Source organism: Marinomonas posidonica, from assembly GCF_043643765.1.
Taxonomy (GTDB): Bacteria; Pseudomonadota; Gammaproteobacteria; order Pseudomonadales; family Marinomonadaceae; genus Marinomonas; species Marinomonas posidonica_A.
Genome location: NZ_JBHZSP010000003.1, coordinates 106,396 through 122,615, shown reverse-complemented (window position 1 = coordinate 122,615; position 16,220 = coordinate 106,396). Strand labels below are relative to the sequence as shown.

The window sequence follows — 16,220 nt, the reverse complement described above, 5'->3', positions numbered from 1 at the left end:
CAGATAAAAAGAGAGTAAAACGTGAGCAATACCAAGAAAAAATCCATATTTGTGGATTTCAGCTTATTAGCAACACACAAAAATTTTCGCAATATCTTTATTGCGCGCACCATATCAATACTTGGTCTAGGAATGCTATCTGTATCGATACCGGTTCAGGTCTATGCTTTAACCAACGATAGCTTACAAGTTGGTATTGTCATGGCATTAGAAGGGATAGGCCTATTTATTGGCCTTCTGCTAGGAGGTGTTCTAGCGGATATGTACGAGCGAAAGCGCATTATTCTCTTTGCTCGATCCACCTGCGGGCTAGGTTTTCTGGCCATGGCGATTAACGCTTGGCTACCTGATCCCTCTTTATGGGCTATCTATTTACTATCCATCTGGGATGGTTTTTTTGGCGCCCTTGGTGTAACAGCCTTAATGGCTTGTATGCCCTTTCTAGTTGGCCGGGAAAATCTCATGCAAGCCCGAGCAATCAGTATGGTAAGTGTGCGCTTAGCAACTGTCATCTCACCTGCCATCGGAGGTATTATTATTGCCGCCTCCGATGTCGCTTGGAATTACTTAATTGCAGCCGTTGGAACTGGCATCACCTTGCTTGCTTTGCTCTCTTTGCCAACCATGCGACCGAAAGAAGCAAAAGTCCATAACCCTCTATCCTCACTATGGGATGGATTTACGTATATTTTCACTAATAAAATTGTAGCAAGTGTTGTCATTATGGGTACCTTAGTCACCTTAACGACAGCCATCCGTGTCTTATTTCCTGCTCTTGCTGATACAGCATATGGTGGAGGAGCTTGGGTAGTGGGACTGATGTACTCCGCTGTCCCTTTAGGAGCGACATTGGGAGCGATCATTAGCGGTTGGGCAAATCATGTTGAAAAGCCTGGCTTGGTGATGATGTTAACTAGCCTTGCGGCATTTCTCTGTTTAATGGGGATTGGATCAACAACTATTTTCCCAATGGCTCTTATTCTTCTAGTAGGATTTGGTTACCTTGTTTCTATCGCGTCATTGCTTCAATACAGCTTCGTACAAGGCCATACCCCTGACCATTATTTGGGGCGTATTAACGGCATATGGACAGCGCAAGATGCTTCAGGAGATTCGCTAGGAACACTTTCAATAGGCCTTCTAGGCAAACTACTTTCTTCTTTGGCAAGTATCTTTGTTTTTGGTGCCATTGCCATGAGCATAGGACTAACCCTATTAGCTTGTTTAAGAACATTAAGAAATAGTCCCCTAAATGACCCTAAATTAGTCGCAGAAGAATAAGCCATTACACTTCCTAATAAATTTTAGAACGAGTCACTCAATTGATAATAGCCTCCTATATGGCGGCTTTTTCTTACCTAAAAAGCATGTCAAATCAAATTATTAGTCTAAAGGTAAGGATCGAAACTATGCCTGATAAAACGACATAGGAAAAATGTGAAAGCATTTCTTTCCCATTGTCGCTAAATCATAAAAAGAGAGCATAAACTGAAGTGATCAAGTAAAACTGATCTTTCAGTAAGCCGATTTAAAAAGGGAGTATCGATATAGATTCTAGAGAGATTAGCAGGAGAATAATGATAGGGATACAGTAATAAAAAGCACGCATGTAAAGGGACATGCGTGCTTTTGCCTAGTTCTAATTAGAAATTATAGGCTGCACTCACATAATAGTTACGACCCAATTCGTACGTTGTATACCCCGTATCTTCTTCATCTAGACGCACATCACCAATATTCTTGATACCTGCCCGTAAAACCAGATTGTCAGTCACGTCAGCTGTCAGACCAATATCAGTACGGTAGTATGATGGCAATTCAGAATAAACATCACCTACACCTGAAACCCAAGAAGAATACTGCATGCCTGATAAGTAATTAACACTTAAGAAGGTAGAGATAATATCAGTAGCTTGGTAATCAAAAGACACACTAGCTTGATGCTCTGGACGACCAGTTAGAACAGTTTTCACACCATTTGAATCTTCTGCTTCTGTATCTAAATAAGTATAATTTGCCTTTAATAGAAGATCTTCCGTTAATGAAGTCGATGCACTTAATTCAAGACCTTGAGTCATCGCTGTCGCAACATTAATCCACTTAGCAGAAATTGGATTTTCATTTGTATCATAACCAACTTCACGCTCTATCAAGTTATCAATATCATTACGAAAGACTGTCGCTGTCGCATTTAGGCCTTTAGCATGATAGTCAACACCAAACTCATAACTAACACTGGTTTCCGCTTCCAAATCGGGATTACCGGCTAATGTACAAGCGCCACCACAGCTTACAGTTCGATATTCTTCACTAAGCTTACTAACATCAGGAGCTTTAAAGGCTTTAGTTACACCACCTTTCAAAGTTAAATTATTGCTTGCATTGTAGACAAGGTAAGCTTTAGGAGAAAAATTATTACCATAAATATCGTGATTATCTACACGCCCACCCAAGGTAAATACAAGCTTATCTGTTAATGACATTTCATCCTGAGCAAAAATACCATACTGATCTACGTTGTATTCACCCGTGTCTAAAAGTACATAGTTGTTTTTTAATTGCTCATTTTGATAGTCCACACCAGCCATCATAGTATGGATACCAATCGACTTATTCGCATAACCTTTCACGTAAGTATTGTTCGCCTCAAGACCATCATGAGCTTGTGGATCATCATATTGCGAGTTGTAATCATAAACATCACTTTCTTCGCGTTTAATAGAAGCCGTGGTGTTTGCCCAGTCCCATTGACCTTTGTGAGTAATAGCTAAATCCGTTCTTGTTATTTCCTGTTCTCGGTATGCAGTGTCACTATAAGCTTGATATGGACGCTCATCATGGTTATAACCAAAATCAACTTCTACTTCTTGGTTTTCAGCAGCTTGCCAAGTCAAAGTAGAAGACAAATTCTGAGCATTTTTCTTTTCACGAAGTGGACCAACAGATTCATCATCCGCATACCAAGCTTTTTGGCTTAAATCCTCAACACTGACAGATAATGCAAGCTTGTTATTGATAGCCCCCATACCGGAAACACCTAAACGATACTGATCACCACCCTCACCTGACTCTATCTTACGAACTTCGGCATTAGCCGTTCCTGTCCAACCAGCCCCTTCTTGTGGTTTTTTAGTGATAATATTAACCACACCACCGATAGCATCTGCACCATAAAGAACAGACATTGGACCACGAATAATTTCAATTCGCTCAATGGAATTTAGTGGAACACTGTTCAAATCAGTATCACTACCTTTGTCAAAAGCACCGCCTGCAGAAACTCGCTTTCCGTTCACTAATAAAACGGTATATTCACCATCTAAACCACGAATTTGAATTTCATCTCGACCGGTTGAATCACTAAGATTATTCACACCAACCGTTTCACGAAGTAAATCCGATACACTGCTAACAGTTGATTGAGCAATATCGTCTTTCGTTACAACGGTCGCAAAAGCAGGTATGTCTTCGATCTTTTTAGCCGCCATAGTGGCAGTGACTACTAATGTATCAAGTTGATTAGATTCCTCTTCAACTAACATATTACCTGCGTGATCACTTGCTGCAAATGTCATCATCGGGGCAGTGGCTAACATACTGACAATTAACTTTTTCTTAGCAAACATAAATTTATTTCACTCCAATCAATTTCTATTGATCCATTAAAAACGCACAAATCTTATTGCGAATCGTTTTCATTATCAATAGAATTTACATTCCTACAATTGGGATTTTTACATTTTAAGGAATATCATGTATCTCTCTAAGAACTCATCCACTCGCACTCCAAGTCATTTATCTACTGTAGCCATCGCTGTTATCAGCATTAATGCAGCTTTAATTTCAGCCAATACATTTGCTGAAAACTCGACTCAACTAGAAACATTAGTGGTGACAGGGGAAAAAATTGATAAGGACATTAAGGAGACGACGACGGCCGTTACAGTGATTACCGAAGAAACGTATGACAGCGGTGAATCAAAAGAAGTGAATGACATAGTCACCGTTGCTCCTAATGTGACTTCTGCGGGTTTTGGAACGATTAATATCCGTGGCGTCAATGGAGCTGGAGCATCAACTGGTAGTAACGCCTTTATGACGGGAGGGAGCCCACGTATATCAACAACAGTTGATGGTGTTGCGGAAGCATGGGGCGGATACAACTTCACCCCATCTCAACTATGGGACACGCAGCAAGTTGAAGTTTTACGTGGGCCACAGTCAACTAGCCAAGGAACCAATGCCATTGGCGGGGCTGTCGTGATTCAGACTAATGACCCTTCTTTCGATTCTGAAAGTGCTATTCGCCTTGGCCTAGAACGTTACGATAATGGCAACCTTCAAAAAAATATTGCTGTTATGAACTCTGGCCCGTTATTAGAAGACGAGCTAGCGTACCGTATCGCATTTGATGGAACAAAAGGCGAAGGCTGGATGAACTACAAACAGGCTAATTCAGAGCTAGACGATGGACCTGATATTGACGATTCAGAATCAACTAACTTACGCGGCAAACTGCTTTGGGCTCCTTCTAACATCGATGGGTTAACTGTCAAACTAGGTGTTACCCATAGAAAAAACAAAGGCGAATACCTTTCTTGGGCAAATGATAAAGACAATAACTTTTCGACTCAAACACTCACACTCGATTCAAATAATGGTAACAACACACGCCTACAAGACTCCACTGTCGACACCCTATCAGTCGACATTGAGTACCAAATTACAGATGGGATAAAGAACGCACTACAAATCAGTTATAACGACCAAAAAGCCTATTTTGATGAATATCCAGGTAGCACTCTATTCACAAAAACAGAAGAAACTATTTCCTTAGAAAACCGTATCATTATCACACCATCAGACTCCCAGTTTTCTGGCCTCATTGGTCTTTATGCCTCTAAGTCTGACGGAACCCTAGATGTTCAACCCGATAACTCATTTATTGCTGATAGCTCCAAAACAACGCTATCGCTATATGGTGAGACAACCTATAACGCAACAGAAAAACTGGTTATCACAGTTGGTGGACGTATTGAAAGTGTCAACCAAGATAGAAGCCTTCTTCGTTCAACAACATGGCCAAGCGTTACGGAACATAACCTTAATCAAGATCAGACTGAGACTATCCTTTTACCTAAGCTGAGTACGACTTATGATCTAACAGGTCAAACAACAATAGGCGCCTCTATTCGTCAAGGTTACAACTCTGGTGGTGGTGCACTGGATTGGAGTGACAATAGCTATTATACATTCGATAAAGAAGAAGTGACTGCCTACGAGTTCAGCAGCAAAAGTCATTTTGATAGCATCACCCTAAATGCAAGCGTTTTTTACAACGATTACGCTGACTACCAAGCTTATACTTCAAATCGCTTAGTAAATGTAAAGTCTGCACACACTTACGGCGCTGAACTTGAGGCTGTCGCATTTATTAATGAAGATTTAGAAATACGAGGCTCTATCGGTACACTTCAAACGAAAGTTGACTCTACCGATGCAGACACATCTTCATGGGATGGCAACGAAATCACCTATTCTCCTGACTTAAATTTAGGACTGGGTTTTACTCAGTATATCGGTGATAACTGGTCATTTGGAGCTGACGCTACGTACGTTGGAGAGTATTACTCAGATTTGGATAATACCGAAGACTATAAAGCGGGTGACTATGTCATTACAAACGCTAGAGTTAAATACGAAATCGGTGACTTCATGATAGATGGTTACATTAAAAATCTGACCAATGAAGACGTTGTTTACCTGATTAACCGAGGAACACGCGCATCAGTTGGCCAAACTCGCACGATCGGTCTAAGCGCAACTTACCGCATGTAATTCGCTTAGCGGTATTAGCTCAAATAAAAAGACGAATCACTCATGATTCGTCTTTTTATACTTCCTTTTATTGTTAGACACCACCGCCATCAACAGGACATTTGTAGTGTTCAATCATCAACGTCCAATCATTCCCTATGCCCTACCAATAGGCGACAGACAATAAGTTGGCATTCTGTATTTGATACCTTGCCTTTACCAAAAATCCTGCAGGCACTGAATCACTTAACGTCGCTTTTGTTCGAATACAACAATGATGCTCTTCAAGCTCAACCAATTCAGCGTCTAGGAAATCAAAATATCGCTTAACGTATGGATAGAGTGCTTTGTAGACACTTTCCTTTAAAGAGAACAAGATTAAAATGGCCATACTCTCATCAAAACCGGCTTTCCTTAGTAGATCATATTCTTTGGGCTCTCCTATCAACGCTCTATCTTGTAACTGAGCGGCACTCTGCACTCTCTCTATATCGACCCCAATCCCCTTGATCGCCAACTCAGCAGGTTCAACAACAATTGCCACCGCTTCATTATCCGTATGAGAGATACTCCCGATGTAATTTGTCGGCCAAATTGGCGCACCATCATTGCCACGAATAACATCAAATAACGGAAAATTTTGTGAGGATTGAGCAAGTTGAACAGCAAGTCGACCGGCTAGATAGGTTTCTTTTCGCTTTGACCGCCAGCGAGCATATTCATTGGGCTTTTTGATGTTAAAAGTATGCTCATTGGCAATGAGATCACCTTGCTTAAAACACACATGATGAACGAGAACATCACCCAGTCCTTTGAAATGAATACGAGTTCGATTATTATTTTTCACTTAGTTACAGCCAATAAAAATGCCCAACATAACAAATATATTGGGCATTTCAATCTGTTTCTGAAGAAACCGATTAAGCATTCAAGGTTGCGCCACCGTCAACCACCAAATCTTGCATGGTTATATGGTTTGCCATTGGCGATGCAAAGAACACAACCACTTGAGCAATATCACTTGGAGCCGCGATTTTCCCCAACGGAATGCCTAACTTAAACTGCTCAGGAAACCCCTTAATAGTATTGGCTTCAGCTTGATCATCCTGCCAAAGCTGACGTTGCATCGGCGTATCCGTTGAGCCTGGGCACACCAAGTTACAACGCACACCATAAGGCGCCAATTCTAACCCAGCCGTGTGACTCAGCGAACTCAAAGCGGCCTTTGAAGCACAATACGCCATCATATTTACTCTTGGCACTTTTGCTGCATTTGAACTGACTGTGACAATAGCGCCGTGTTTTTGCTGCTTAAAACGTGCCATGGTGTGCTTAATCATTAAAAATGCCCCACCCGCATTGACATTTATGCAGTCAGAAAAGTCTTGCCAGCTTGTCTCTTCCACACTGGCCATGCGCAGAATACCAGCCGCATTTACCAGCACATCTAGCTCCGGATGTTTAAGCAACACATGATCAACAAGGCTTTTCACCCTTTGTTCATCACTAATGTCCAATGTAATGCACTCAAACTCATAGGATGCATCATCAAACGCAAGGTCGAAACCAATGACATTAGCACCAAGACTGAGAAATTGATTTGCCACTTCCAAGCCAATGCCTCGCCCAGCCCCCGTCACCCAAACGGTTTTTCCGGTAAAATCGAGTTGGCTCATTTCACGACATCCACTGGTTTCGTTGTCATTTTGGTTTGCAGTAGATCCCACCACGCATTTAAAGTCGCTGCCGTTGCCAACTCTTGGAAGGAAACCTCTATTCCCAATTCTTTCCATTGAGAAACCAAATTCATAATTTGAATAGAATCCAAACCATAATCAATCAACTCATCATCTGCTTGAAAATCTTCAAGCTCTTCTTCGTCTAATAAACTCAGAATTTGCGTTTTAAATTGCTCATAATGCAAACCACTTGAGCGAGCACTGGTTGCTAGCAATACCTCATTGGTGGAAATCACTCTACCCGCTCGTCCAGCGGTGTAAGTTAGGGCTTGATAATGTTCACTTTCACTAAAATCCGCTAACGCATCACCTATCATAAAGGGTTGAATATCACGCATAAAAGCATCTACAGCAGTCATCATGCAGCCAATATGTGCATAAACTCCGCCGATCAATAGCTGATCACGCCCCCAGCTTTCCATCAATTCCTGCAAATTAGAACGGTGGAAAGCACTGTATCGCCACTTCACCAATACTGTATCTTGTTCGCTTGGCGTCAGCTCCTTAACCACATGCTGCAATTCAGGAAAATCATTTAACCCACTTCCCCACATGTCATTAAGCAAAGCTCTATCTTCAGGTTTTTGATTGTTTGGTTGCGCTGTATACACAACGGGAATGCCATTCGCTCGGCAGTAAGCTTTAATCGCAGCCAGATTTTGTTTAAGGGTTTTGATCAACTCAGACTCTGCATCATAAAAACGTAAAAAATACGCCTGCATGTCATGAATCAAAAGTACCGCACGCTTTGGTTCTAACACCCAATTCACTTTTTGGTTGGGATAAGTATCTGAAGTCGGCATAGGATAAGACGGTATTGTTAGAATGCTCATATTGTTCCCCTTATGACACATTATTTAACTGAAGACGCTGACGAATAATGTCTCGTAACGCCACTTTATTAGGTTTCCCTACTGGTGTTAGCGGTAAAGCATCGATGAATTCAAAGCGATCAGGCACCTTATAATCAGCAACACCAAACCCTCTTAAGAACTTTCTCAGTTGTACACTTTTCAACTTTGATCCATCATGCCTAGGCACAACAAAAGCACAGGTTTTTTCACCCATAATACTGTCCGGCATAGCAACAAGGGCGCTGTGTAAAATGTGTTCATGCTTAAGTAATAGATTTTCGATTTCTTCTGCCGCTATTTTTTCACCACCACGGTTAATTTGATCTTTATCTCGACCAACAACCGTTAGATACCCATTCGTATCTTGGCTTACCAAATCCCCCGTGTGGTAAAAACCCTCGCGATCAAATACTTTGGCATTGTGTTCTGGTGCCTTGTAATAGCCTCGAATGGTGTATGGCCCACGTGTCACCAACTCACCTTCTTCACCAGGAGCAACGGGGTGGCCGTTCAGCCCAATTACTTTCACTTCATCCATTGAGCACATTGGGTAACCCTGTGTCTTAACAATGGTTTCAAAGTCATCATCCAATCTGGTGTAATTCACCAAACCTTCAGCCATGCCTAAGATTTGCTGTAATTGACAACCCAATGTCTCGGGAACTTGTCTTGCAATGCTTTCACTTAACTTCGCCCCTCCTACTTGAACTAAAGACAGAGAGGTTAAAGAGGATTTCCGATCCACAGCAACTTGCAGCCAAAGAGCCAACGCCGGTGGCACTAATGCCACAACATTGGCTTGATGTCGTTCAATTAAATCAAAACAGACGTTCGCTTCCGGATTAGGGGCCATCACCACAGTGCCACCAGCGTGGAACACACCGAAAGCACCAGGAGAGCTCATGGGAAAGTTATGAGCACAAGGTAAAGCGCACAAATACACAGTCAATGAGGAGAATTCACATATTTCAACACTGCGACGTATGCTGAAAAAGTAATCGTTATGGGTTCTTGGAATCAGCTTTGGCGTACCTGTACTACCACCTGAGAGCTGGAAAAATGCCACTTGGTCTGGTGCATTAGGGTGGTCAACCAATTGTTGTGACGAGGTTGCCATTGCTTCATCCAAGGATGCCCCCCAGCCAGTTCCAGCCAATAAAATGTGCTTCAGGCTAGACTCTTGCTGCTGCAGGGTTAACCAATATTGATCATTTGCAAATAACCTGTGCTGTTGGCTGGCGATAACAAGGCTTGGTTTGATCTGTTTCGCGTAAGCGGACAACTCATTTTCATTGTGGCTAAATAGAGCATTAACTGGTACGACCCCAATTCGCAACAACGCAAAGAAGACAACATAAAACTCAGCAATATTAGGCAACTGCACCAGTGCTGTGTCACCTTTTTTAAGACCTAGATGATGCAAATAACCGGCTAGGTTCTGAGACTTTTGGCATAAATCAGCGTAGGTAAATTGGCGCTCACCACACAAAACCGCGAGACTCTCTTTAGGAGCATGATCGATCAAATCCGTCATTGGACGATCCGTCCAGTAACCTTTTTCCCGGTATGCTGTCGCAAATTCTTCTGGCCAAGCTGTAAACTCAATTGTCATTGTTAAAATCCTTTATACCAAAAGCATTAATCATGGTTTGCATTTTTGCACTGGTTTCTCGCCATTCACTTTCTACACAGGAATCCGGTACCACACCTGCACCAGCAAACAGTCTCACCTTGTTACTGGCCACTTCAGCACAGCGAATCGCAATGGCCCATTCACCATTACCCTGCGCATCACACCAACCAACCAAACCACTAAAGAAACCTCTTTGATGTGGTTCTAGTGCCGCAATGTGGTCATGTGCTAAACCTGTAGGGGTGCCACACATGGCTGGTGTTGGATGCAGTTGCTTGATCACATCAAAAATACTCATCTCTGAGTCATTCGCTAATATGGCTTCAATTTGCGTGGATAAATGCCACATCGTCGGAGTGGAAATAAGACTTGGCTGATCCTCTAACTTCATTGACTGAACCATAGGAATTAGTGCTCTACGAATGGCATCCACAACAATACGATGTTCATATTGATCTTTCTTGGATTGCAGCAATGCTTGTGAAATTCGTCGATCCTCTTGCTGGTCTTTGCTGCGCTTAGCAGAGCCTGCTAACGGGTTAGAAAAAAGCGTGTTACCTTCTTTCCTGATTAACAGCTCAGGGCTCGCGCCAATCAGAATGCCCGTCTCAAGCGGCACACTAAAATGATAGGCATTCGGGTTTTGTCCCATGATATTGGTTAATAAACGAGGGATGTCTACGGACTTATCAAGGGTCAAATCTAAGGTTTTTGACAATACGATCTTCTTCAAATCATCGTGACGAAGTGTCACCAAAGCCTCTTCAATCATTTTCACGAAGCTATTGTGATCTGGTGTAAACGAATGGCTTAGAACGTGATGTGCAAAATCTTTGTCTTTAAAAGCTGGGAAATTAGCAGAGAAGGGCTTAACTCTTTCAGACCATTTAGGGGCTAAAAGGTGACATGGTTGATCCAAATCAAATGGAATAGCCCCCACTAAAATAGGCTTATCTATGCCTTTCATTTTTTCAGCGTCAAAGACTCTCTGAACATCATGTTGAAAGGTCTTGGCTGACAGAGGCGTCTCTAGTGTTTGACTCACGCCTCTAGCTCGCACCAAATTCTGACTGGAATTGAATAAAAATAAATCGGTTTTGTGCTGGTCTGACGACGACAAAAGATCAGCATCATAATCATAGTCCGGAAAAGCAACATCCATAAAAGCCTCCAATAATGAGAATCATTAACTCTATAATGATTCAGCGAATGATAATCAATTGCATTTAATTAAACCAGTCATTCAATGTAAAAAATCTGCAAGTAAGGGTCAGAGGGGCTGGAAGCGAAAACTTTTTAGACAATATCCTATCAATAAGCATCATTTTGGTACTCGCTATGAATACTTCTTGAAAAAAAGTCGTATTTGAGTAAGATTCGCATGCGAAAATCATTCTCAAATAAAGGATCACATTGATGAAACTCGGCTCCCTCCTTGCCATGGCTCTTGGAATGTCCATATTGACAGCTACAGCCCAAGCAAAAGTAACGGTTATTAATGACGTCTTAGACAGACAAGTTGAAGTTGACTTACCCGCTAAACGAGTTGTCCTCGGGTTTTATGCTGAAGATTATATGGCGATAGGCACAGAAAAAGCCTTTGATCATGTGGTCGGATTATCCCGTGATACTTGGGAAGCTTGGCGTCCGGCTAGCTGGAATCTATACACCAACTACCGTCCTTCACTGAAACAGATCCCAGATGTGGGCGAAGTGGAAGCGCAAACGTTTTCCATTGAAAAAGTAGTGAGCCTAAGACCCAGCGTTATTTTATTATCCGATTGGCAATACAAAGGCTTAGGAATGGATGTTGAGCGCTTAGAAGACGCTGGTATTCCAATTGTTGTAGTGGATTACAACGCACAAACCTTGGAACGCCACGTAAAAAGCACACAGATTATTGGTCAGTTAACAGGTCAAGAACAACGCGCGGATCAAATCGCAAACGAGTACCAAACTACCATTAAAAATACTATCAAGCGCATTAAAGAAGCGAAGCTACCGAAACCACGTACCTACGTCGAGTTTGGTAACAAAGGACCAAGTCAATATAGTTTTACCTACGGTAAGAACATGTGGGGCGCCATGGTAACCATGTTGCAAGGCGATAATATTGCCGCTCCCTTCGTAGAATGGTGGGGACCAATGAACCCAGAACAAGTGCTGGCTTCCAAACCACAAGTGGTCTTCATTACAGGTACTGAGTCTGGCGTAAAAGGCGATGCTCTGCCAATGGGACAAGGTATTGATCGTGATTTAGCGGAACAACGCTTAGCCGGTTTCACAAAACGTGCAGGCTGGGCGCAAATGCCAGCGGTAGAAAATGATCAAGTCTATGGTCTTTACCAAGGCGCTTCCCGTACCATTTTAGATGCTTCTATGGCTCAATTCATGGCCAAAGCCATGTACCCAGACCTGTTCAAAAACGTAAACCCTGAGCAAGCTTATCTGGATTTCTATAAGAAATACCTACCTGTTACCCCTACTGGTACTTTTACTGTTCAACTTTCGGAGTAATATACCGCCTAACATTTAAGTCGGTATTCTAACTATGCAGTCATCAGGTTTACTTTCTGATGCTATTTCAAACCAGCGACGTTCTGAACAACGTCGCTGGTTTGTTATGAGTATCCTATTCGTGGTGTTGATCACCTCTTTCATTTTGGATGTGGCCACTGGCCCATCGTTATTAAACATCAAAGAAGTAGCGAACGCCCTGCTTCATCTCATAGGTTTTGACACGCCCGTTGATCCCACTACAGAAGTCATAGTAACAAACCTAAGGTTGCCCATTGCCATCATGGCGGTCATCGTTGGTGGTGTTTTAGGGGTAGGTGGTGCTGAAATGCAGACCCTGTTAAACAACCCCATGGCCAGTCCTTATACTTTAGGTATGGCCGCGGCAGCCGGGTTTGGTGCCGCCATGATCTTGTATGTTGGCTCGCTTGGTTTAAATGCAAATGTGGCCGTACCTCTTGGCGCGTTTGTTTGCTGCATGCTAGCAGCAGCCTTCTTGTTTGCCCTAGCAACCATGCAACACATCAGCTCAGGACAGCTGATTTTGGCCGGTATTGCCCTTCTATTTTTGTTTCAATCTCTATTGTCATTGGTGCAATTCATTTCATCTCCAGAGTTGAGTCAGCAAATTCTTTTCTGGCTATTTGGCAGTCTCTCTAAAGCGTCTTGGTCTAATCTGCTGATTGTTGGAAGCGTCACTTTGGTCTGCATGATCTTTTTGATAAAAGATGCGTGGAAACTCACCGCGTTACGTCTAGGGGAAGAAAGAGCAAAAAGTTTGGGGGTCAATGTCAGTCGCTTGCGTCTCAAAACCCTCTTTATCGTCGCCTTAATGACCGCTACGGTGACTAGCTTTGTCGGTATCATCGGCTTTATTGGTATTGTGGCACCCAATATTGCGAAAATTTTGGTAGGCGAAGATCAACGTTTTTTCATCCCACTGTCTTTTTTGATTGGTGCCTTTTTACTGTCCAGTGCATCCGTGTTATCGAAAGTCATCGTTCCCGGTGCTTTATTCCCCATTGGCATAGTTACCGCCATCATAGGTGTGCCTTTCTTCTTCTGGTTAATTTTAGGAAAAAGGCGCTAGATTATGCTGACGATAAATCAACTCAATGTCACGTTAGATACTTTAACGCTCGCAAAAGATATGTCTTTTTCTCTTCAGCCGGGTAAAGTCAACGTCATCATTGGCCCGAATGGCACAGGCAAAAGCACTCTACTAAAAACCCTATTTGGCGATATTAAAGCCAAGTCTGGCGACATACGTTTTTTTGATCAAGCGTTATCAACAAAACAAGTGTCAGCTTGGCGTACACTCTTCGGCTACATGCCGCAAGATATCCGACTGGATGTTGAGCTCAGCGTGTTGGAAGTGGTTTTGCTAGGTCAACTTGACGCACTGAGTTTACGACTTGATGATGCCTTAATTGAGCAAGCCTTATCGGCGTTAGATAAAATCGGCCTGTTGCACTTGGCCAATCGTTCAGTAAACAAACTCAGCGGTGGTCAATGCCAGATGATTTTGTTCGCTCAAGCCTTAATGCGGAACCCCAAAATTCTCATGTTAGACGAGCCCGTCAGTGCTCTAGACTTACACTTTCAGCATGTTTTATTGGATCACCTTGATGAACAAACTAAGCAACAAGGCTGGGTGACCTTAATGGTGTTACACGACCTGAATCTGGCCGCTCAATATGCAGATAATTTGTTGGTGCTAAAAGGAGGTCAATTGGTGAAAAGTGGCCACCCGAAAGAAATTCTCACTCCTGAGCTGATCAAAGATGTGTATAGCGTTCAAGCTGAAATATCCAAAGACAGTCATGGTCTACCCTTCGTACGGACCATACGTAGAAGCCGCGCAGAAGCAAACGCACACCCAGACAATAAAGTCACGCAATCAACCAAAGGAATAGCCAATGCGATCTAAACTTGACGCCGTGATAATGACGCTTAGCATCACCCTATTCGGCCACACTGCTTATGCCAAAGAATGGCAAATTCAAATGCTAAATTATGGTTCAGCAGAACAAGGTGGCATGATATTCGAGCCTGCTTTTATTCACGCTCAAGTTGGCGATACAGTCACTTTTCTTCCCAACCATTCCGGTCATAACGCTCAGTCTTATGTGGTGCCTGAAGGTAGTGAACAGTGGAAATCTGCTTTGGACAAAGCCTATACCATCACGCTTGATACAGAAGGCGTACACCTATACTATTGCCCGCCACATTTGATGATGGGCATGGTCGGTATGATCCAAGTTGGCGATGCTAAAAACCGAGCTTTGATTAACAAAAAAGCCCCCCGTTTACGCTCTAAAATGGCCCTTAAGCCCGATCGAATGGATACCCTATTAAATCAAATTCGCTAGCCACCACAACGCTTTAAAGAACCCAACAACATGCTTTTCAAGCACTTTATAAACGACTCTCGGCTTTTATCACCAGCAGGCAAAGTACTGGTGATAAATGGTTTTACCTTTAATCTCGGCTTTTACATGCTGCTGCCTTATTTGGCGGATCATTTGCAGCACGATTTGGGTATTACGGGTTGGTTTGTCGGTGCCATCATAGGTTTGAGAGTATTGAGCCAACAAGGCCTGTTTTTAGTCGGTGGCACGCTGGGGGATCTATTTGGCTATAAAAAGCTGATTTTACTAGGCTGTGCTATACGCATTATTGGCTTTGCTTTACTGGGTATAGGCCAAACGGTCCCTGTGCTGTTAATTGGCGCGTTTTGTTCAGGCTTTGCAGGCGCCTTGTTTACACCAAGTAGCCAAGCCTATTTAGCGTCAGAATACCCACATCAAAATCAGCGACAAAAAGTCTTTGCCTTGCAAAACCTAACGTCTGAAGCGGGCATGCTGTTAGGTCCTCTGGTTGGTCTAAGTTTATTGGTAGTAGATTTTGCTCTAGTGGGTCTACTTTCTGCTGGGTTATTCAGTATTCTGCTGCTGATTCAGTGGCGTTTTTTACCAGAGTTAGACTCTCAGCAAAGCACATTGAAAGAGCCTCAGCCTGCATTTTGGCGACAATGGTTCAGCATGTTAACCCATAAAACGTTTATGGCATTTGTGCTTTGTTCTTCTGTTTATCATCTGCTATTCCACCAACTTTACATCGCCATTCCCCATGAAGTAAGAGTCGTGACTCAAGATATCAGCATCATTACTTGGGTGTTTGCCACCTCGTCCATTACCGGCGTCCTCATGCAGATGCCGGTTAGTCGTTTTGTAGAACATCGACTTGGCACCGCACTGGGTATGGGATTAGGCATGTCGATTATGGGCAGCAGTTATTTATGGCTGAACCTGCATTTCGTCCCCTTTCCAGCCATGCCATTTCTTTTTTGTGCGTTGTTTTTCAGTCTTGGCTCCATGTTAGTATTTCCTTTATTGGGTGCACATGTCCCTACCTTCTGCGAAGCTAAAACACTTGGCAGCCATTATGGTTTGTATTCTTGTATAGGAGGCCTTTATGCCTTTACTGGCAACATCACCATTGGCTGGCTACTTTCATCTACCAGTATAAATCACTCTTATATTTGGATTGGTCTGGCTTGCTGTGGCGCTATTTCTGGTAGTTTGTTATTTTGGCAAATTAGAAATCTTCAAGGTAAATTAAGCCCATAAAAACAAAATTTCATTTACTTAGGTGTCA

General features: G+C 42.7%; 13 protein-coding genes. 7 read left to right on the top strand and 6 right to left on the bottom strand.

Annotation, left to right across the window (positions count from 1 at the left end):
* Positions 1-21: 21 nt before the first annotated feature.
* Complete coding sequence (gene entS, locus ACHUFM_RS04515; RefSeq protein ID WP_394179986.1) at positions 22-1,281, top strand: enterobactin transporter EntS; 1,260 nt, start codon at positions 22-24, stop codon at positions 1,279-1,281.
* A gap of 362 nt (positions 1,282-1,643) precedes the next feature.
* Here entS and ACHUFM_RS04510 read toward each other — a convergent pair whose 3' ends face one another.
* Complete coding sequence (locus ACHUFM_RS04510; protein ID WP_394179984.1) at positions 1,644-3,626, bottom strand: TonB-dependent receptor plug domain-containing protein; 1,983 nt, start codon at positions 3,624-3,626, stop codon at positions 1,644-1,646.
* 127 nt (positions 3,627-3,753) lie between these two features.
* On the opposite strand from ACHUFM_RS04510, the gene ACHUFM_RS04505 reads away from it, so the two are divergent.
* Complete coding sequence (locus tag ACHUFM_RS04505; protein ID WP_394179982.1) at positions 3,754-5,838, top strand: TonB-dependent receptor; 2,085 nt, start codon at positions 3,754-3,756, stop codon at positions 5,836-5,838.
* Between the two features lie 142 nt (positions 5,839-5,980).
* Here the strand turns inward: ACHUFM_RS04505 and ACHUFM_RS04500 are convergent, their stop codons facing one another.
* From ACHUFM_RS04500 to ACHUFM_RS04480, 5 genes are all read right to left on the bottom strand, one after another.
* Positions 5,981-6,664 (bottom strand): 4'-phosphopantetheinyl transferase family protein, encoded by a 684-nt coding sequence (locus tag ACHUFM_RS04500; protein ID WP_394179980.1) that lies wholly within the window; start codon positions 6,662-6,664, stop codon positions 5,981-5,983.
* Positions 6,665-6,737: 73 nt separating this feature from the next.
* Positions 6,738-7,493, bottom strand: a complete 756-nt coding sequence (dhbA, locus tag ACHUFM_RS04495) for a 2,3-dihydro-2,3-dihydroxybenzoate dehydrogenase (protein WP_394179978.1) — start codon at positions 7,491-7,493, stop codon at positions 6,738-6,740.
* Positions 7,490-8,389 (bottom strand): isochorismatase, encoded by a 900-nt coding sequence (locus ACHUFM_RS04490; RefSeq protein WP_394179976.1) that lies wholly within the window; start codon positions 8,387-8,389, stop codon positions 7,490-7,492. The genes dhbA and ACHUFM_RS04490 overlap by 4 nt, the downstream gene beginning before the upstream one ends.
* A 10-nt stretch (positions 8,390-8,399) precedes the next feature.
* The gene (locus tag ACHUFM_RS04485; protein ID WP_394179974.1) at positions 8,400-10,022 is read right to left on the bottom strand and encodes a (2,3-dihydroxybenzoyl)adenylate synthase; all 1,623 of its coding nucleotides are present in this window, start codon (positions 10,020-10,022) and stop codon (positions 8,400-8,402) included.
* Positions 10,012-11,205 (bottom strand): isochorismate synthase, encoded by a 1,194-nt coding sequence (locus ACHUFM_RS04480; RefSeq protein ID WP_394179972.1) that lies wholly within the window; start codon positions 11,203-11,205, stop codon positions 10,012-10,014. The genes ACHUFM_RS04485 and ACHUFM_RS04480 overlap by 11 nt, the downstream gene beginning before the upstream one ends.
* Positions 11,206-11,459: 254 nt before the next feature.
* Between ACHUFM_RS04480 and ACHUFM_RS04475 the strand changes: the two genes are divergently transcribed.
* From ACHUFM_RS04475 to ACHUFM_RS04455, 5 genes are read left to right on the top strand one after another with little or no spacing between them, the layout of a single operon-like run.
* Positions 11,460-12,560: an ABC transporter substrate-binding protein gene (locus ACHUFM_RS04475; RefSeq protein WP_394179970.1), complete on the top strand. Its 1,101-nt coding sequence runs from the start codon at positions 11,460-11,462 to the stop codon at positions 12,558-12,560.
* 34 nt (positions 12,561-12,594) lie between these two features.
* Positions 12,595-13,650: a FecCD family ABC transporter permease gene (locus ACHUFM_RS04470; protein ID WP_394179968.1), complete on the top strand. Its 1,056-nt coding sequence runs from the start codon at positions 12,595-12,597 to the stop codon at positions 13,648-13,650.
* Positions 13,651-13,653: 3 nt separating this feature from the next.
* Positions 13,654-14,490: an ABC transporter ATP-binding protein gene (locus ACHUFM_RS04465; RefSeq protein ID WP_394179966.1), complete on the top strand. Its 837-nt coding sequence runs from the start codon at positions 13,654-13,656 to the stop codon at positions 14,488-14,490.
* Positions 14,480-14,932, top strand: coding sequence for a pseudoazurin (locus ACHUFM_RS04460; protein ID WP_394179964.1), 453 nt, complete (start codon positions 14,480-14,482; stop codon positions 14,930-14,932). The genes ACHUFM_RS04465 and ACHUFM_RS04460 overlap by 11 nt, the downstream gene beginning before the upstream one ends.
* Positions 14,933-14,962: 30 nt before the next feature.
* The gene (locus ACHUFM_RS04455; RefSeq protein WP_394179962.1) at positions 14,963-16,192 is read left to right on the top strand and encodes an MFS transporter; all 1,230 of its coding nucleotides are present in this window, start codon (positions 14,963-14,965) and stop codon (positions 16,190-16,192) included.
* Positions 16,193-16,220 lie beyond the last annotated feature (28 nt).